20 protein-coding genes and 2 tRNA genes are annotated in these 16670 nt (G+C 62.6%); 9 read left to right on the top strand and 13 right to left on the bottom strand.

The features are described from left to right. Positions 1-19: 19 nt before the first annotated feature. The 3 genes from GL4_RS02670 to GL4_RS02660 all read left to right on the top strand — a co-directional run bounded on the left by GL4_RS02670 (position 20) and on the right by GL4_RS02660 (position 1389). The gene (locus GL4_RS02670) at positions 20-412 is read left to right on the top strand and encodes a TIGR02300 family protein (protein WP_045364247.1); all 393 of its coding nucleotides are present in this window, start codon (positions 20-22) and stop codon (positions 410-412) included. A gap of 162 nt (positions 413-574) precedes the next feature. Further along, a tRNA-Ala gene (locus tag GL4_RS02665) sits at positions 575-650 on the top strand. A gap of 121 nt (positions 651-771) precedes the next feature. Continuing rightward, the gene (locus tag GL4_RS02660; RefSeq protein ID WP_045364244.1) at positions 772-1389 is read left to right on the top strand and encodes a hypothetical protein; all 618 of its coding nucleotides are present in this window, start codon (positions 772-774) and stop codon (positions 1387-1389) included. On the opposite strand, the gene GL4_RS02655 is transcribed toward GL4_RS02660, so the two are convergent. From GL4_RS02655 to GL4_RS02640, 4 genes are all read right to left on the bottom strand, one after another. Further along, a complete protein-coding gene (locus GL4_RS02655; protein WP_045364242.1) occupies positions 1370-1681 on the bottom strand; it encodes a hypothetical protein in 312 nt (103 codons plus the stop codon). The two genes, GL4_RS02660 and GL4_RS02655, sit on opposite strands and share 20 nt — an antisense overlap. 95 nt (positions 1682-1776) lie before the next feature. Next, positions 1777-2355: a TetR/AcrR family transcriptional regulator gene (locus GL4_RS02650; protein WP_045364240.1), complete on the bottom strand. Its 579-nt coding sequence runs from the start codon at positions 2353-2355 to the stop codon at positions 1777-1779. Positions 2356-2389: 34 nt separating this feature from the next. Then, positions 2390-3217: a quinoprotein dehydrogenase-associated SoxYZ-like carrier gene (locus tag GL4_RS02645; protein ID WP_045364238.1), complete on the bottom strand. Its 828-nt coding sequence runs from the start codon at positions 3215-3217 to the stop codon at positions 2390-2392. A 34-nt stretch (positions 3218-3251) separates the two neighbouring features. Then, the gene (locus tag GL4_RS02640) at positions 3252-4259 is read right to left on the bottom strand and encodes a quinoprotein relay system zinc metallohydrolase 2 (protein WP_082025420.1); all 1008 of its coding nucleotides are present in this window, start codon (positions 4257-4259) and stop codon (positions 3252-3254) included. 225 nt (positions 4260-4484) lie between these two features. On the opposite strand from GL4_RS02640, the gene GL4_RS02635 reads away from it, so the two are divergent. Both GL4_RS02635 and GL4_RS02630 read left to right on the top strand, forming a co-directional pair. After that, positions 4485-4898: an Hsp20 family protein gene (locus tag GL4_RS02635; RefSeq protein WP_052464066.1), complete on the top strand. Its 414-nt coding sequence runs from the start codon at positions 4485-4487 to the stop codon at positions 4896-4898. A gap of 20 nt (positions 4899-4918) precedes the next feature. Beyond that, positions 4919-5185: a BQ00720 family protein gene (locus tag GL4_RS02630; protein ID WP_045364236.1), complete on the top strand. Its 267-nt coding sequence runs from the start codon at positions 4919-4921 to the stop codon at positions 5183-5185. Positions 5186-5231: 46 nt separating this feature from the next. Here GL4_RS02630 and GL4_RS02625 read toward each other — a convergent pair whose 3' ends face one another. From GL4_RS02625 to GL4_RS02595, 7 genes are all read right to left on the bottom strand, one after another. After that, positions 5232-5699, bottom strand: coding sequence for a PTS sugar transporter subunit IIA (locus GL4_RS02625; protein WP_045364234.1), 468 nt, complete (start codon positions 5697-5699; stop codon positions 5232-5234). Positions 5700-6119: 420 nt separating this feature from the next. After that, positions 6120-7661: an RNA polymerase factor sigma-54 gene (gene rpoN, locus GL4_RS02620; RefSeq protein ID WP_045364232.1), complete on the bottom strand. Its 1542-nt coding sequence runs from the start codon at positions 7659-7661 to the stop codon at positions 6120-6122. A 26-nt stretch (positions 7662-7687) separates the two neighbouring features. Then, positions 7688-8623, bottom strand: a complete 936-nt coding sequence (lptB, locus tag GL4_RS02615) for an LPS export ABC transporter ATP-binding protein (RefSeq protein WP_082025419.1) — start codon at positions 8621-8623, stop codon at positions 7688-7690. A gap of 378 nt (positions 8624-9001) precedes the next feature. Further along, on the bottom strand, positions 9002-9760 hold the full coding sequence (locus GL4_RS02610; protein ID WP_045364230.1) for an LptA/OstA family protein: 759 nt from the start codon (positions 9758-9760) through the stop codon (positions 9002-9004). Further along, complete coding sequence (gene lptC / locus GL4_RS02605) at positions 9757-10497, bottom strand: LPS export ABC transporter periplasmic protein LptC (RefSeq protein WP_045364228.1); 741 nt, start codon at positions 10495-10497, stop codon at positions 9757-9759. Before lptC ends, GL4_RS02610 begins: the two co-directional genes overlap by 4 nt. Before the next feature lie 130 nt (positions 10498-10627). Next, entirely contained in the window at positions 10628-11248 is a 621-nt protein-coding gene (locus GL4_RS02600) for a ribonuclease D (protein ID WP_045364226.1), read from the bottom strand. Between the two features lie 82 nt (positions 11249-11330). Next, positions 11331-11417: transfer RNA gene (locus GL4_RS02595), tRNA-Leu, on the bottom strand. Between the two features lie 146 nt (positions 11418-11563). Between GL4_RS02595 and GL4_RS02590 the strand changes: the two genes are divergently transcribed. Next, positions 11564-12538 carry a complex I NDUFA9 subunit family protein gene (locus GL4_RS02590; protein WP_156137358.1) on the top strand — a complete coding sequence of 325 codons (975 nt, stop codon included), beginning with the start codon at positions 11564-11566 and terminating at the stop codon, positions 12536-12538. 25 nt (positions 12539-12563) lie between these two features. Here the strand turns inward: GL4_RS02590 and GL4_RS02585 are convergent, their stop codons facing one another. Beyond that, a complete protein-coding gene (locus GL4_RS02585; protein ID WP_045364222.1) occupies positions 12564-12980 on the bottom strand; it encodes a GFA family protein in 417 nt (138 codons plus the stop codon). Between the two features lie 7 nt (positions 12981-12987). Continuing rightward, positions 12988-13785, bottom strand: coding sequence for an undecaprenyl-diphosphate phosphatase (locus GL4_RS02580; RefSeq protein ID WP_045364219.1), 798 nt, complete (start codon positions 13783-13785; stop codon positions 12988-12990). A gap of 135 nt (positions 13786-13920) precedes the next feature. Here GL4_RS02580 and GL4_RS02575 point away from each other — a divergent pair, with 135 nt between their 5' ends. The 3 genes from GL4_RS02575 to GL4_RS02565 are packed head-to-tail and all read left to right on the top strand — an operon-like array spanning position 13921 to position 16668. After that, entirely contained in the window at positions 13921-14607 is a 687-nt protein-coding gene (locus GL4_RS02575; protein ID WP_045364216.1) for a glutathione S-transferase family protein, read from the top strand. Between the two features lie 58 nt (positions 14608-14665). Further along, positions 14666-15796 (top strand): tRNA epoxyqueuosine(34) reductase QueG, encoded by a 1131-nt coding sequence (queG, locus tag GL4_RS02570; protein ID WP_045369288.1) that lies wholly within the window; start codon positions 14666-14668, stop codon positions 15794-15796. After that, positions 15793-16668, top strand: a complete 876-nt coding sequence (locus GL4_RS02565; RefSeq protein WP_045364213.1) for an SDR family oxidoreductase — start codon at positions 15793-15795, stop codon at positions 16666-16668. Before queG ends, GL4_RS02565 begins: the two co-directional genes overlap by 4 nt. The last annotated feature ends 2 nt before the right edge of the window (positions 16669-16670 follow it).

Genomic DNA, 16670 nt, shown 5'->3' with positions numbered 1-16670 from the left:
ACTATGTTTGAGGAGAGTCATGTCGAAACCCGCACGGGGAACCAAGCGCGTGTGCGCGAGCTGTGACGCGCGGTTTTACGATCTGGGTCGTTCGCCGATTATCTGCCCCGTCTGTCAAGCCGTCTATCACGTCGCAGCGCCGACGCGGCGCGGTGCAGCTGCGCAGCCGGCCGCCAAGCCTGAGGTTGAGGAAGAAGAGGACAAGCCCGTCATGGGCGGTGCCGAAGTTATCAGCCTCGACGAAGCGGAGGAGGCCGAGGAGGCGGCTGTCGACGACGAGGAAATCGTCGATATCGGAGATGACGATGAAGACATCCCCGACAGCGACGACGAGGATACGTTCCTCGAGGACGACGAAGAGGAAGACGACGTCACCGACATCGTCAAGAACGAACGGGAAGAAGAGGGCTAAGACACTGCCGGAGGCGCACGCCCCCCGGCATACCGCCCTGTTCCAATGGATCTGCCGCGCCGAGTCGCATTTCGCTTGAACGAACGGGCCGCTCATCCTAAACGATGCGGTCTGGAATCGACGGCGCTGCTCGGCAGCCCGGATTCTCAACAATTCCGCTAAGGGGCCATAGCTCAGTTGGGAGAGCGCGTGAATGGCATTCACGAGGTCGGCGGTTCGATCCCGCCTGGCTCCACCATTTCCCACAACGACGATTGCCGGTTCTAGCTTGCTAGGGTCGCTGACGCTCTAGGAGATCGCCGGCGCGCCTCCGCCGCGAGGCTTGGACCTCGGGTGGAAACAGGTTACCCAAGTTGTCCATGACCGAATGGGCACACAGGGTCCGCAACAGCATGTTCGGCGCAGAGCGCACATATCGGCTCACGCCGGAGGCCCTTTGCTGGACGGAGACCGGCAAGTCCGATGGACGCCTGGCCTATGCGGATGCCCGGGCGATGCAGTTGATCTCCTACGCCTCACCCATCGGCAGGGCTCTGCAGTGCAAGGTGACAAGCGCGGCCGGGGACAGGGCGCGGCTGCGATCCGCGCATTATCTCAGCCTCGGCGCGTTCGAGGATCGAACGGACAGCTACGGGCCTTTCGTACGTGAACTAGCCCGGCGGATACACAAAACCAACCCCGGCGCAACGTTCGTCGCCGGCAGCACGGGGCTGTGGATCCTGTGGCTGGCTGTCGGCCTGCTTTGGGTTGGCGTGATCGCGCTTCTTGCCGCGGCGCTGTTCGAGACGGTGTTCGACGCGCCCTTGCTAGGCAGCTTTGCGGTGGCGCTCGGTGTCTGCGCCGTCTGTCTGCCGTTGATCTGGCGAGAGGTGCGTAGCGGCGGAAGCACACGCTTCGATCCGCTTGCACCCCCTGAAGCGTTGCTCGGCGGGGCCGCCGCTCAACCCGGCAAGAGCCCTAACAATTCTGATCGATGAGTTGCTGGGACAGCGACTTGATCGTGGCATCGTCGGCAAGCGCCAGCGACTTTTTCGCGTCTGCACAGTTTTGTGCCGCATCAGTGTTGTTCGCCGCCCGAAGGCCGTAGAACATGCCGGTCACCGAATTTTCCGCCTCCGCATTGTCGATCAAACGCGTGCAGGCCGCGACCACGGCACTGCTGTCGTTACCCTGCGTACACGTGGCGAAATCCGCCTCAAGCCCGTCATAGGCGACCGCCTGCACGGAAGCGAGAAGAACCACGGCAGGCACGAATCTGAACACGACCATCGCTGTCTCCAATTCCCTCAAGGACCGATGTAACGGATCGTAGTCGCCTTTTGTGACGCGGGCGACACCCAATTGCCGGTCGGATTGTGGGACGTCTAGAGCGTGCCGGTCTCGGAAAGGCTGGAAAGCGCCTGTGCGAATGTCGGTTTGATACGCGTGCTGTCCTTCAACGCCCATGCGACGAGGCTGGCCCCTTCGAGGACGCTCAACAGCATGGTCGCCGTCTGGCGCACGTCGAGATCGGTACGGAACTCGCCGTCGGCGATCCCATCGCGGACGACGCCGGAGAGCCAGTCGAGGTGAAGCTCGAAGAACGTCGATACTTGCGCGCGCATCGACTGCGGCAGGGCGGCTGTCTCGGCGGAAAGCGCCGCGCAGAGCGGCATCAAACCATCCCGCAGGCTGTCGATGAAGAACCCGCTATAGACCGCAAGACGGCCCCTCGCCGAGGTGTCCTCTTCCAAAACCTTCTCAAGGGCCCTCTTGAACTCGACGAGATAACCGTCGATCAGAGCGACTCCCAGAACCTCCTTCGTCGGAAAGTGGTGATGGACGCTCGCCTTGCGAATGCCGACCCGTTCGGCCAGATCCGCGTAGCTGAAGGCCGCGTAGCCGCGGGTCCGAGTGAGCATCTCCGCCTCTTTCAACAAGAGATCGCGTGTTCCGATCGACATTTGCCGCACCTCGACAGCGCTGCCCGCGCTGGTCCTAGGACCCACCTTGGGGCTTACTCGTCCCGCTGAACGTCTCGCCGTCCGTATCCACAACCGATACGTCGAGCTCATTGTTGTCGCCCTTCGCAAACGTGAAGCGGAAATTCGGATTGGTCGAAATCGAGAATGTCCCATCCAGCTTGAACACCAATTCACCATCCCGCTCGACGGTCACTTCCTTGACGTAACGGGCGGGAATGAACTTCGCGGTGTTGATGTCGAGCTGCATGCCGTTGTGGTTCGGATGCTTGATCATGACCTGGCCGCCCCAGATCGGATTGCTGCTCAGCGCCGGCGGGAAAGTGCGGACGATGGTCTTGCCCATTCCGGCTGTGTCCGCATCCGGATCCTTCGCCTGCATGGCGGCGCATCCTCCGGCGGCGGACAAAAACTTGGTCGCCATATGTAGGCTGCCGTCTTCAAGCTCGAGCACGGCCCGGGCATGGGAGAAATTGTCCACGCGCACACGCGTGGCGAAGCTGCGCTCGCCGCCTGTTCCCGCTGCCGGACCGAATGTGAGAGTCGCAACCTTCGGATCCGGATTCTTGTCGATGAAGATCGACAGAGATTTGACCTTGTCTTTTACGTGAGGCGGGATCCGCACCGTGATCGGCACAATGGCGGCGTCCTCGATCTTCTGAGGGGTTTCGAGAACGACAGCGCCGTCCTCCTCCGCGATCTGACGGTCGCCGAAGGCCTGCTCTCGCAGGATCGGCCATATATCTTCCTCCGCATACGCCGGTGCGGTCGCGGAAGCGCCGATACTGGCTGCGAGCACGACGCCGCAGATCGTCCGGCTCAGCGTGTTGAAAGCGTGTGTCATGACCTTGTGTTTCCTCTTATCGCTTTGGTCTCAGCTATTCCCACTCGAGTTCGGCGTAGGCGGCAGTGACGTTGCGCACATGATACTGATCAAACAGCTTCCAGGCATCTTTTTCAGTGAAGCCAGCCGTCTTCGTCGCCTGCTCCAACGTCTTGCCTTCGGCGATTTGGCGCCGCACGTCGTCCACAATGGCGGATAGATATTCCTGTTCGGGGACCAGCGCTTGCGGCAGTTCCATTGTCTTCGGTCCATGACCAGGAACCACGCGGGCCGCCTTCCGCTTCCCCATCTCGTCGAGCACCGCGAGCCAGCCCGTGATCGACCCGTCGATGGTCGGGACGTGCACGGAGAACAGCAGATCGCCCAGGAAGAGCGTATTGGTCTTCAGGTCCGTCACGATCATATCGTTGTCGGTATGGGCGGTGGGCTGCGGCTCCAGCAGCAACTCCCGATCACCGAGGTCCAGCTTCGTCGGCTCCTTGATGCCGAGCGTCGGCAGAATGATCTCGCTGCCGGCGAAGCCTTCGGCACCGATCATCTGCTCGTTGGCGACGAGATAGCTGTCCTTCCGGGTCCCGAGCGCCCGCGCGAGCTTGTAGTGACCGACGAACTCGGGATTGTCCTGGTTGAAGGCCGCATTCCCGAAAACATGGTCGGGATGCATGTGCGTGTTGATCACGTATTTGATGGGCTTGTCGGTGACGGCCCGAATGGCGTCGCGCAGCTCAGCGCCGAGCTTGGCGCTGCCCGACGTGTCGATGACGGCGACGGCCTCGGATCCTACGACGAAACTCGCATTGGCGATGTCCCCGCCATTGGCGGCGGACTGAACCTCGTAGCGTCCCTGATGCACGAAAACGCCGGGCGCGACTTCGCTCACTTCGCTGGTGGACGCATATGCAGGGCTATAGCGCAGGAGCGGGGCGGAGGCCATCACCAGGCCCGCCAGGATCAGATTCCGGCGCGAAAGCACATAGACCCCACAGCCGCAGCTGTGAGCACCCGTGGTCCCTGTGGGATGGCTGTGAAGATCGTTCGGCATCTGCAAAGCATCCTACCTATCACTAGGTAGGTGTGTCAAGTTGTCATGCGTCCCGACGCCTCCCTTCGGGAAAAAAAGCGTCGACAGCGACCGTTTGGCGCCAGGCGCAGGCCGGAGCGTCGAACTTGAATTCAGGCGCCGGACACCCATATCGAGGTTGATTTCTTGGAACTTTCCGGCGCGTCGGACGACGGCGGAAGAATAGGCCCCTTTGCCGGATAGTGCATGACACGTCCCAACGGCAGTCCATGGATCAGCGTCGGCGCCGCCCAAAACGGCGCTGCGACGAAGCTGGCCGACGGCGGTTATCCGCCCTACAACGTTGAAATCCTGCCTGCGGAGGCTCAACGTCCCGAGCGATTGCGGATTACCCTGGCCGTGGCCGGGTTCTCCCGGGAAGAATTGGACGTGAGCGTCGCAGACGGAGCACTTCACATCCGCGGTGAAAAACCGGAAGAAGACAGCAGGGACTATTTGCACCGCGGCCTCGCCAGCCGCCGCTTCAAAAGGACGTTTGCACTTGTCAACGGCGTTGAAGTGCGTAAAGCGGAGTTAGACAACGGGCTCCTGGCCGTCGAGCTCGAGAGACTTCCGCGAGAGACGCGCGCCTTCAAGGTCGGGATCAAGCCCGCTGGCTGAGATGTTTGGAAACGAGTTCGATGAATAAGCACCAAGACGACGAGACCGAGATCGCGATGAGCCCCAAGGAGCTTGCTCTGCTTGGGGAAGGCGAAGTCGCGTATATCAAGCAGGTCGATTTCGACGATGCGGAGCGGCTGTTTCCGGCTCTCGACGATACGCCGGAGGGGATCGATCTGTTCGCCGTGTTGGGCGCCGACGGAACGCCGATCGCGCTAACGGACAGCCGCAACGCAGCGATCGCCAACGCGATCGAGAATGACCTCGTTCCCTTGAGCGTTCACTAATACTGAAAATGAACTTGCAGCGTTTGCTGGACGCGCGCAGCGGCCGTTACGCAGCGTGAGACGCCGTGTCGTCCTGGGTCAGCACAGCATAGAGCGCCTCGGCGTCGGTGCTGGACTGTAACTTCTGTACCGACGGTCGATCGCGCAGCAGACGCGAAATGCGCGCCAGGGCCTTCAGATGGTCCGCGCCCGCGCCCTCCGGCGCCAAGAGCAGCACAACAATTGTCACGGGCTCGGCGTCGGCCGCATCGAAGTCGATTGGCTCGGCAAGCCGCGCGAACATGCCGACAATCCTGTTCAGGCCCGGCATTTTGCCATGCGGAATCGCGACGCCCTGACCAAGCCCCGTCGATCCGAGGCGCTCCCGCTGCAACAGAACATCGAAGATATCCCGTTCCTGGAGGCCGCATAGCTCCGAGGCACGCGCCGAAAGGGCAGCCAGAAGCTGCTTCTTATCCGCGACGTGGAGCGAGGGCAGTACGGCGTCGGGCGCAATGAAATCAGCTAGGGTCATTTTGATTACCTGTGTGCCTCCGATCCGGCACGGTCGACATCGACCAACAAACAATTTTCGTTGCGCGTGTGTTCCAACCCGCACGCGCGGGCCATTCGTTTGTGTCTCGCGCGCCTCGCCCGGGGCCCGAGACCGCCGGGCGTCGCTATAGAACGCAAATCTATCCGAAAACGCGGAACGCTTCTGACGAGTTCTGGAAGTCTATCTGGTAACTGGCTGCGCTGTTTTTCCCGTTAGCGACCCGCTCAAGTCTTGCGGCGGCGCACCATCCGGCACCAATTCCACAAGAAGCGAGGCCAGCATCGGGATCTATACGTCCCGGCCCAAACAACATAGGCCTCTGTAGCGGAGGCCGGAAGCTAGCTCTGAGCTTGGAGGGTGTCAAATCCAATCCTCCATAAATGTCGAAAAGTCCGCCCGCTAGGCGCTTGCCGCCAACGCCATACGCTTCTGTCGCCGGCGCTGGACCGAGGACGGGATACCCAACGCCTCGCGGTATTTTGCAACGGTACGGCGCGCGATATCGATTCCGTCGACCTTGAGGCGCTCGACAATCTTGTCGTCGGACAACACGTCTTCCGCAGGCTCCGCGTCGATCATTTCGCGAATCCTGTGCCGCACGGCTTCCGAAGAATGGAAATCGCCCTCGCCGGTGGCGGCGATCGCGGACGTGAAGAAGTATTTCAGCTCAAACAGACCGCGATTCGTCGCCATGTACTTGTTGGCCGTCACGCGGCTCACCGTCGATTCGTGCATCGAAATCGCATCGGCGACGGTCTTGAGGTTGAGTGGCCGCAAGTGCCGGACGCCGTAGGTGAAGAACGCGTCCTGCTGACGGACGATTTCCTGGGACACTTTCAGGATGGTGCGCGCCCGCTGGTCGAGGCTTTTGACCAGCCAGTTTGCAGTCTGCAGACAATCGACAAGGTAGCTCTTGTCGTCCTTGGCGAGCGGACCCTTGGTGACCTTCGCATAATAGGTCTGGTTGACGAGGACGCGCGGCAGCGTGTCCGAATTGAGTTCCACGTGATAGCTGCCGTCCGGCAAGGTCCGGAGCAGCACATCCGGCACGATGGGCTGCGCGGGTGTCGCACCGAACTCCAGGCCGGGCTTCGGATTAAGCCGCTTCACCTCGGCGATCATATCCCGGAGATCCTCGTCGCTGACGCCCGTGGCGCGCTTCAAGGCGACGAGGTCGTGGGCAGCAAGCAGGTGCAGGTTGTCGATGAGCGCGGCCATGGCGGGATCGCATCGGTCCTGCTCCTTTAGCTGGAGCGTAAGACAATCGCGCAGGTCGCGTGCGAAGACTCCGCAGGGATCGAAGCCCTGCATCTGCCGAAGCGTTTCTTCGATCAGATCGAGTGGCGCTCCGAGCTGGTCGGCGAGCAGGTCCAGCTCGCCGCGCAGATAACCGGCTTCATCCGTCATATCGATGATGTGCTGGCCGATCATGCGTTTCGCGGGATCGGCGAAAGCGAGCGTCAACTGTTCCGACAGATGGAGCCGCAACGTCTTTTCCTCGGCCACATAAGCTTCGAGGTCGGCGCTATCTTCGGACACGCCAGGCCCGGAATGCGTCAGGCCGCTCCAGCCGCTGTCCATCACGGCGCCCGGAACGAAATCCTCCGAGTCGGGAAACATGTCGCGCGGATCGGCGTCGAGGTCCTCCGTCCGGTTGTTGTCGCCGCCGGACTCAAGATCGACCCAATTGTCGGAATCCCGCGCGTCCGCCGCGCCGTCGCTTTTCTCATCCGACCGTTCGGCAGGATTATCCTCGGTAGGCTGACTAGAAGAACCGTCACCATCGCCCCGCTCGAGCAACGGGTTGCGTTCGAGCTCACCCTCCACAAAAGCGCTCAGCTCCATGTTCGACAGTTGCAGGAGCTTGATGGCCTGCTGCAACTGAGGCGTCATGACCAGACTCTGGGTCTGGCGCATTTCGAGCTTTGCGTTGATCGCCATCTACGAATTCACTCGCGATCACAGACTCAAATTTTGAAATCGTCACCCAGATAGACGCGTCTGACGTCTTCGTTGTTGACGATCTCGTGGGTGGTTCCGTGGGTCAAAACTGTTCCATCGTGAATAATATAGGCCCGACCCACGAGGTCGAGCGTCTCGCGAACATTGTGATCCGTGATCAGGACGCCGATACCGCGCTGGGTGAGATGCCGAACGAGCGCACGGATATCGTTGACTGCGATGGGGTCGATGCCTGCGAAGGGCTCGTCGAGCAGCATGTAGGAGGGACGCGTGGCAAGGGCGCGCGCGATCTCGACGCGGCGTCGCTCACCACCCGATAAGCGCATCGAGGGAGACTTCCGAAGCCGCGTGATCCGGAATTCTTCGAGCAGGGCATCCAGCTGCTCGCGGCGCGCCTTCTTGTTCGGCTCCACCGCTTCCAAAACGGCGAGAATGTTCTCCTCGACCGTCAATCCTCGAAAGATCGACGCTTCCTGCGGCAGATAGCCGATCCCGAGGCGCGCGCGGCGATACATCGGCAGCCGCGTGACGTCCTGCCCGTCGATCTTGATCGAGCCCTCGTCCGCCGGAATGAGCCCCGTAATCATGTAGAATGTCGTGGTCTTGCCCGCGCCGTTCGGGCCGAGCAACCCCACCGCTTCGCCGCGCTGGACATCGAGGCTGACACCGCGGACGACGGTTCGCTTTTTGAAGCTTTTCACAATGGAACGGATCGTGAGCCATCCCTCGCCCGGTTCATGCAGCCCTTGCGGCGCCGCGGCCTGAGCCTGTCGGGCATGCGGCTCCTGCGGCAGCGGTGGCGGCACGGGCTGCCCCGGCGGCATAGGCCGGCCCGGCGGAACCCGGTGAGGCTGCGGGGCAGGCTGCGCGGCCGGCTGCCGCTGCGGCGCAGGCTGCCCATGGGGTGCCGGCGTGGTAGGGCGCGGCGCTGGGCTTGGCATGACGGGCTGACTCGGATGCGCGGGCTGGCTCGGATGGCTTCGCGGGTCGGACTGCACGGGTGCATTCGCGCGTCCCGAGTCGTTACGCGGCGCGTGCCCAGGCTGCGCCCCCGCGGACGCGCCTTGAGGAGCGGAAACCGCTCCTTGTCCCGGTATCGAGACCACCTTGCCCAATGCTCGTGTCACCCTTTGGTTGAACTGCACCGCCGTTAATGCCGGCTAAAGTGTACGCAGAATACCTGCAGAAATCCCTGACATTCCAATTCTGCGCCAATCACGGCCGCGGTGCGGCGCGGCACACGGACGCGCGCAATGAGCGCAGGCGCGATCCGGCGGCGCACCGTGGCGACGCCGGCCAACCGAGGAACCTGCCTAGGGTCAGGGCTGCGGGGCCTCTTTTGCTTTCTTCTTCTCCTTGCCGGGCTTCTTCTTCTCCTCCTTCGGGAGAAGCAAAGCGCGGATTCGGCGGCTGCCATCCTGTGTCGTGCCGGTGTTCTCGAACCGGCTCTCGCCCGTGGCCAGGTCGATATTGAGCCGGTCACCCTTTAGCACGTTCTGCCCTTGGGACAGTACCACATTGCCGCCGACGACGGCCTTCTGCCCGGCCACATCGTAAATGGCCCAATCGCTGGTGGTCGTCTGATCTTCCTCGCTATTGATGACCACGTTCCCTGTCACCGTGACCTTCTGGGTGGGAACGTCGTAGACAAGATGGTCGCAGGTCGTCGTCTGATTGTCCTCGCCGGTGATCACGACGCTGCCGCGTGCCTCGATCTTCTCGATCTGTCCGTCGGGGCCGGAGTCCCCCGCGGCCGTGGGCTGAGCTTGCAGCGTAGTCTGCTGCGGCTCTCCTTGTCCGGTCAGCTTGTTTGCCCCGCCGATATAATGGACGTCGAGCTGAGCCGCCCGCAGGGTGGACGAGCCCTGGCTTGCCCGCACATTTCCCTTGAAGACGGCGAGCTTCTTCTCGTCATAGACCGTGAGCGTGTCGGCCAAGATGTCGATCGGCTTGTCCGAGTTCTTGGAAAGGCCCTTGAAGGCGCTCTTGACCTCCTCGGTGCGTGCCGGGCCTGGCGAAAACGCTCCCAAAAGGACCGCGACGGCCACCGGGATCCAAATGACGGACGCCAGTCTCATTGTGCCGGCCCAGCCTGCGTCTCGGCCGGGACGGCGGCGGACGGCTGGGTTGCCGGCGCCGCGGCCTTACCCTTTCGCGGCTTCAGATGAACGGCCACCTTCCCGCGAAAGACGATCTCGTTCTTGTCCGAATAGAGCGTCATGGCGTTGGCCCTGACGGTCCCGGAAGGCATATCCAGCTTGACCGGGTTATGGGACCGGAGGATCTGCTTTTTCATGTCGATGGTGGCGTAGGAAAGTTCGCCCGTCAGGCCGGCGCTGGTGGCGAGCGTGATCTTGTCCTTGAGGATGAGCTTTTCTTTCTTCGAGTCGAACTTGCCCCGCACAGCGCGCATACGCGACCAGCTGCCATTGGCCTTGTTGTTCACATCTGCCTTGATTGCGTTCAGTTCGACGAGGTTGGGGTTGGTGACATCTTGGTCCGCGTAGTCGGCCTTGATGACATAGTCCCCATTCTTCTTGTCGGTCCCGCGCATGGTGGGATTGAGCATCCGCAAGGCGCCGTCGGTCACCTGAAGGCCGTCGATGCTCGCGGTGATGCCGCCGACATGGACGTTCATGCGCGCCGAGAAGAAGTAGGCGCCCAGCACGAGAATAGCGAGAACGGGCAGCGCATTCCGCAAGACGCGGACCACCACGCTGTGGCGCTTGGCATTGCGCATCGCCCGAGCGCGCTCTTCAGGCGTACGTATCCGGTGGCGCGACCGCGCGCCCGCGATATCCGCCTCATATGCCATTACATTCGCCAACTTCCACGCCCCTGGCTCCGCGCACGATTGGACAGGCTGGAACCCTTAGGTAACTAGCCGCAGGACTTTGATCACATTGCGACCGTGACCCTTGATTTCACGCGATTTTTCGCGGGCCTCAATGGGCGAAGATGTCCATTTCGGACCAGCCTTTGAGGTCCAGTTCGGCCCGGACCGGCAGAAACGCGAAACAGGCACGCGCGAACTGAGCCCGGCCCTCGCGGTCGAGCATCGCATCCAGCCGCTCCTTGAGGGCATGCAGATACAGCACGTCGCTGGCCGCGTAGCTGAGCTGGTCGGGGCTCAACGTGTCCGCGCCCCAGTCGGATGATTGCTGCTGCTTAGACAACTCGATCCCTAGGAGCTCCCGGCACAGATCTTTCAGACCGTGCCGATCCGTATAGGTGCGAGCCAATTTCGAGGCGATCTTGGTGCAGTAGATCGGCGCCGTGTCGACGCCGAGATAGTGCTTCAGCACGGCTACGTCGAAACGCGCGTAGTGGAAGATCTTGAGTACGCTGTCGTCGGCCAGCAGGCGCTTCAGCTCGGGTGCGTCGTCGTCTGGAGAAATCTGCACCAGCGCGGCCGTGCCATCGCCATCGGAGAGTTGCACCAGGCACAGACGGTCGCGATGCGGATTGAGGCCGAGCGTCTCGGTGTCGACCGCGATCGCCTTGGCCGTGAAGCGGCCCGGCGGCAAATCACCCTTGAAGAGTTCTACGGTCGAGGACTGGCTCAAGTGCGCCTTTCCGGAAGGATCTCGGCAGACCCCTCTTGCCGACTAAGACGCTCGCCGTACCATTGCACGGCGAGACGAGAGATGGTGCCCAGGAGAAGACTCGAACTTCCACGCCCATACGGGCACTAGCACCTGAAGCTAGCGCGTCTACCAATTCCGCCACCTGGGCTTGAACGGGTTCAGGTACGATTGGCGCTGCACAATGTCAATTCTTTCGAGAGCGGGAATTGAGACGAAGAACCGCCTTCAAGGCGGCCTGCGTTCGTGGCATGTTGCATCTGCGAAATTCAGCGCCGTGAGAGATGAGGCACTGCCGTGGGCGTCACACTGAACAATCGAGCATTGGTAACCGTCTATGGCGGCTCCGGATTTCTGGGGCGCCATTTGGTGAGGGCCATCGCCCGCACCGGCGCGCGCGTCCGAGTCGCCTGCCGCCGGCCAGACCTCGCGGGCCATCTCCAGCCGCTCGGCGGCGTCGGGCAGATCGTTCCGGTCCAGGCAAACGTACGGTTTCCAGACTCGCTCGTGACCGCCGCAGAGGATGCGGACGCGGCCGTTAATCTGGTCGGAATCCTGTTCGCCTCGGGCAAGCAGACCTTCAAGACGGTGCAGGACGAAGGCGCCCGCAACGTCGCCGAGGCCGCTAAAGCGGCCGGTGTCGGGACCTTTGTCCATGCCTCGGCAATCGGCGCCGACGCGGACTCGCCGTCGGTCTATGCTCGGAGCAAGGCAGCCGGCGAAGCAGCCGTTCGGGACGTCTATCCCGACGCCACGATCGTCCGTCCGTCGGTCGTGTTTGGCCCGGAAGACGAGTTCTTCAACCGGTTCGGCGCGATGGCGCAGCTGTTCCCGGCTCTGCCCCTGATCGGCGGCGGTCACACCAAATTCCAGCCGGTTTTCGTCGGCGACGTGGCCCAGACCATTGTCGCGGCGATCGAAGGCCGGACGAAGACGGACGCGCCGTACGAACTCGGCGGTCCCGAAGTCCTGACCATGAAAGAGGTGATGGAGCGCGTGCTCGCCTACACGATGCGGTCGCGACCGCTGATCCCGCTGCCGTTCTGGCTCGCCAAGTTGCAGGGCGCTTTCCTGCAATGGCTGCCCAACCCGCCGCTGACCGTCGACCAGGTTCGCCTTCTCGAGACCGACAACGTCGTCAGCGAGGGCGCGGTGAAGGACGGGCGCACGCTGCAGGGGCTCGGCATCGAGCCGGTGCAGATCGCCAGCGTCGCGCCCGACTATCTGGAGCAGTTCCGTCCGCGGGGGCAGTTCTCGGTCTACAAGGCCTGAGCCGAACGCTTGGCTTCGGCACGGCCTATTTCGGCATGCCTTGGCACACTTCGAGGCCCTTGGGCACGGTGAGCCAATCGGGCTTCGTGCGCGCGAACCCGAAACGCTGCAGCTTGTACCAGAACGTGGGTTCGTCGAAGGTTCCCCCGGCGATGCCGCGATAGGCCGGCAAGAACTCGAGCGTCCACGTCACCGTCGAGCCGCACGTCTCACAGAACTCCGCATCGATCCAACGGCCAGCATCGGACACGAGCCTATACGTGCGCATGACGCCTCCGTTGAACGTCACATTGTCCCTGTCGAAATAGACGGAGATGCCGAAGGCGCTGCCCGTGCGCCGCTGACACCAGCGGCACGCGCACGCGCTGACACGCTGCGGATCTCCCATCGTGGTGTAGCGCACGTTGCCACAAGCGCATCCGCCATGATGGATCTCGGTCATCCGATCCTCATAGGTAGATCATGAACAGCAGGAAGCCGCCCAAAACCATGCGGTAGAGCACAAAGGGCAGGAAGCTGATGCGGCGAACGAGCGCCATGAGGAAGGCAATCGCCGCAAGGCCGGCGAAGAAGGTCAGGATTGCGCAGTAGATGGCGTCCATCGTGATCGCATCGCCCGAGGCAAGCGCTTCGCCCACGGTGAGTACGCCGGCACCGGCGATGGCCGGGATCCCCAACAGAAACGAGAACCGCGCCGCGTCGGGCCGTGTGAAGTTTAGGAAGCGCGCGGCGGTCATGGTGATGCCCGAACGGCTGGTGCCGGGGATCAGGGCAAGCGCCTGGGCCACACCGATAATCATCGCACTCTTGAGCGTCATGTTCTCGATGGTCTTCTCTTGCCTGCCGAGCATATCGGCGATGAGCATGAGAATGCCGTAGATAACGGTGTTCCAGGCGACGATCGTGACGCTGCGTTCCAGATCGCCGACACCGAATTTTTTGAGAAACAGACCGAATGCGACCGCGGGGATCGTGGCCAGGACGATGTAGATCGCAAGCTTGCCGTCCTGGGTGACCTTGCCCCGGAAAAGCTCCAAGGCACCGACGATCAGCTTCCAGACATCGCGCCAGAAATAGATCAGAATCGCGAACAGGGTGCCCACATGCACCATGACGTCCACGAACTGGCCTTGGTCCGGCCAATGAAAAAGGTAAGGGACGAGAACCAGATGACCCGACGAGGAAATGGGCAGGAACTCCGTGATGCCCTGAACCACCGCGATGACGATGATCTGCTCTATGGTCATGGTCCCACCCCCCAGACGCGGCGTGCCCGTGCCGCTTGTTCGCCTTGGCCGCAGGTTCTATACGAGGCTCACGCGTTTGGCGCGATTCATTTTGCGCCCGGTCACCTTCCGAACGAATAGCGATCGAAGCCCTTCATGGCGAATCTTCTCCACCATCCGCTATGCGCCTTCTCCCGGTCAATTCGTCTCGCCTTTGCGGAATGCAGGGTCGAGTACGAGCTGAACGAAGAGAGGCCTTGGGAGTGGAGACCCGAGTTTCTAGCCCTCAATCCGGCGGGAACGTTGCCGGTCTTCATTCCCGACGGAGGGGCCCCGATCGCAGGCGCCTACGCCATCTCGGAATGGCTTTCCGACACAATGGCCGAGCGCGCGGCGACCGCTTTTCAGCCCTTCCCGGGAAATGCCGCGGCTCGTGCCGAGACGCGCCGTCTCGTCGAGTGGTTCCATCACAAGTTCTACGAGGAGGTCACCGACTATCTCGTTGTCGAGAAGGTCTTCCGGCGCTTCGGCCCCCAAAGTTCCTCGCCCGACATGGCGGCAATGCGGGCCGGACACGACAATCTGCGCTATCATATGACCTATATCGGCCATTTGACGGAGACGCGCAGCTGGCTCGCAGGCGATGCTATGAGCTTTGCGGACTTGGCGGCGGCGGCCCATCTGTCGGCCCTGGATTATCTCGGCGAGGTGCCGTGGGAAGAGTTCGAACCTGCCAAGAACTGGTATGCGCTGGTGAAGTCGCGGCCCTCTTTCCGCCCGCTGCTGCAGGACCGGATCGCCGGATTCGTCCCGGCGGGGACCTATGCCGATCTCGACTTCTGAGTTCGACGCGCAGCACCTGGAGCGTGCCCACCCTGCCGCAACCGGACGGTCGTCCGTGATGGGACAATCTCTGAAACAGACCATCGCCGAACGTGCGGAGGCGCTTGGCTTCGATGTCATGCGGATCACGGGCGCCGATGCTCCCGCGCGCATAGGTTCCGAGCTCGACGCATTTCTGGCGCAAGGGCGCGAGGGCGACATGGGCTGGCTCAAGGATACGGCGGAACGCCGCAAGAGCCCGCAGGCGCTCTGGCCCGATGTCCGCAGTGTCATCTTGCTTGGAACAAACTACGGAGGCCCTGAGGACCCGCTCGCGTCTCTGCGGGATGCCTCGCGCGGCGCCGTGTCGATCTATGCGAAGCGTGCGGACTATCACGACGTCATCAAGGGCAAGCTCAAGCAACTGGCACGACAGATCCAGGCACTGGCTGGTGGTGACGTGAAAGTCTTCGTCGACACGGCGCCCGTGATGGAAAAGCCGCTGGCCGCGAAGGCCGGGCTCGGCTGGCAGGGCAAGCACACCAATCTCGTCTCGCGCGAATTCGGGTCGTGGCTGTTCCTCGGCTCGATCTTCACCACGGCCGATATCGAAGCGGACGCCCCTGAGATCGACCATTGCGGCGCCTGCTGCCGTTGCCTCGACGCCTGCCCCACAAAGGCGTTCACCGCGCCCTACGAGATCGATGCGCGCCGCTGCATCTCTTACCTCACCATTGAGCACAAGGGACACATCGCGCGCGAGTTTCGCGCGGCGATGGGGAATCGAATCTATGGCTGCGACGATTGTCTCGCCGTGTGCCCCTGGAACAAATTCGCGCAAGCGAGTCATGAGACGAAGCTCGCTATTCGTCCGGAGACGGACGACCCGCCGCTCGCCGAGATCTTGGCGCTGGACGATGCGGCGTTTCGGGAGCGCTTCCGCGGCACGCCGATCAAGCGGACCGGGCGCGACCGCTTCGTCCGCAATGCTCTCATCGCGGCCGGCAATGCGGCGGACACATCGCTCGTGCCGCATGTCGAGGCATTGATCGACGATGCTTCGCCGCTCGTGCGTGCCATGGCGGCTTGGGCGCTTCAGCGCCTCGATCCTGCCCGCTCGGACACGATGCGTGCCGAACGGCTCGCCGCCGAGACTGACAGTGCCGTTCGGGCGGAGTGGCAGGAGACCGCAGGAGCGTTGGTGCCATGAGCCGGCTCTTCGCTTTCGGATTTGGCTATTCCGCACAGGAACTCGCACCGCGGCTCGTGGCGCGAGGCTGGACCGCAGCCGGCACCGCGCGGGATGAAGCCAAATGCGACGCCTTGCGCGCTCGCGGATTCGAGGCCGCTTCGTTTTCAGGCATTGCGGTCAACCCGGACGTCAACCGCTTGCTGACCGGGACCACGCATCTGCTGCATTCGATTCCGCCCGACCGCGACGACGATGGCGAGCACGGAGATCATGTGCTGATCCATTACGGCGACGCGCTGGCCAAGCTCGGCAGTCTCGAATGGATCGGCTATCTCTCGACGGTCGGCGTGTACGGCGATCAGCACGGAGAGTGGGTGAGCGAGGAAACGCCGACGAAGCCCAACAGCGCCCGCACCGAAGCGCGCGTGTCCGCCGAACAGGCTTGGCTCGATTTCGGCGCGAAGACCGGCGTGCCGGTGCACATTTTCCGGCTCGCAGGGATCTACGGCCCTGGCCGCAGCGTGTTCGACAAGCTCAAAGCGGGCACGGCACGGCGCATCAACAAGCAGGGCCAGGTCTTCAGTCGCATCCACGTGGACGACATCGCCACGGTGCTGGAGGCGTCGATTGCGCAACCGCGCGCGGGGGCAATTTACAACGTCGCGGACGACGAGCCCGCGGCGCCCGGGGACATTGTGGCCCATGCCGCCCGGATGATCGGGGTCGAGCCGCCGCCGGAAATCGATTTCGAGGATGCCAATCTGCCGGCCATGGTGCGCAGCTTCTACGAAGGCAGCCGCAAGATCGGCAACGCGCGCATCAAGTCCGAGCTTGGCGTCAAGCTGCGTTATCCTACCTTCCGCGAGGGTCTGGCCGCGCTCAAACCATAGGG

The organism is Methyloceanibacter caenitepidi, assembly GCF_000828475.1.
Lineage (GTDB): Bacteria > Pseudomonadota > Alphaproteobacteria > Rhizobiales > Methyloligellaceae > Methyloceanibacter > Methyloceanibacter caenitepidi.
Note: the sequence above shows the minus strand (reverse complement) of the source record. Positions and strands in the feature narration are given on the sequence as shown.

Excerpts from the sequence above, each read along its gene's own strand:
- GL4_RS02655 (WP_045364242.1), bottom strand. The coding sequence starts at position 1,681 with ATGGTCGTGTTCAGATTCGTGCCTGCCGTGGTTCTTCTCGCTTCCGTG.
- lptC (WP_045364228.1), bottom strand. The coding sequence starts at position 10,497 with ATGGCATATGAGGCGGATATCGCGGGCGCGCGGTCGCGCCACCGGATA.
- GL4_RS02640 (WP_082025420.1), bottom strand. The coding sequence starts at position 4,259 with ATGCCGAACGATCTTCACAGCCATCCCACAGGGACCACGGGTGCTCAC.
- GL4_RS02670 (WP_045364247.1), top strand. The coding sequence starts at position 20 with ATGTCGAAACCCGCACGGGGAACCAAGCGCGTGTGCGCGAGCTGTGAC.
- GL4_RS02610 (WP_045364230.1), bottom strand. The coding sequence starts at position 9,760 with ATGAGACTGGCGTCCGTCATTTGGATCCCGGTGGCCGTCGCGGTCCTT.
- GL4_RS02635 (WP_052464066.1), top strand. The coding sequence starts at position 4,485 with ATGACACGTCCCAACGGCAGTCCATGGATCAGCGTCGGCGCCGCCCAA.
- GL4_RS02580 (WP_045364219.1), bottom strand. The coding sequence starts at position 13,785 with ATGACCATAGAGCAGATCATCGTCATCGCGGTGGTTCAGGGCATCACG.
- GL4_RS02650 (WP_045364240.1), bottom strand. The coding sequence starts at position 2,355 with ATGTCGATCGGAACACGCGATCTCTTGTTGAAAGAGGCGGAGATGCTC.
- GL4_RS02645 (WP_045364238.1), bottom strand. The coding sequence starts at position 3,217 with ATGACACACGCTTTCAACACGCTGAGCCGGACGATCTGCGGCGTCGTG.
- queG (WP_045369288.1), top strand. The coding sequence starts at position 14,666 with ATGGGACAATCTCTGAAACAGACCATCGCCGAACGTGCGGAGGCGCTT.
- GL4_RS02585 (WP_045364222.1), bottom strand. The coding sequence starts at position 12,980 with ATGACCGAGATCCATCATGGCGGATGCGCTTGTGGCAACGTGCGCTAC.
- rpoN (WP_045364232.1), bottom strand. The coding sequence starts at position 7,661 with ATGGCGATCAACGCAAAGCTCGAAATGCGCCAGACCCAGAGTCTGGTC.
- GL4_RS02565 (WP_045364213.1), top strand. The coding sequence starts at position 15,793 with ATGAGCCGGCTCTTCGCTTTCGGATTTGGCTATTCCGCACAGGAACTC.
- GL4_RS02630 (WP_045364236.1), top strand. The coding sequence starts at position 4,919 with ATGAATAAGCACCAAGACGACGAGACCGAGATCGCGATGAGCCCCAAG.
- GL4_RS02575 (WP_045364216.1), top strand. The coding sequence starts at position 13,921 with ATGGCGAATCTTCTCCACCATCCGCTATGCGCCTTCTCCCGGTCAATT.
- lptB (WP_082025419.1), bottom strand. The coding sequence starts at position 8,623 with ATGCCAAGCCCAGCGCCGCGCCCTACCACGCCGGCACCCCATGGGCAG.
- GL4_RS02625 (WP_045364234.1), bottom strand. The coding sequence starts at position 5,699 with ATGACCCTAGCTGATTTCATTGCGCCCGACGCCGTACTGCCCTCGCTC.
- GL4_RS02660 (WP_045364244.1), top strand. The coding sequence starts at position 772 with ATGACCGAATGGGCACACAGGGTCCGCAACAGCATGTTCGGCGCAGAG.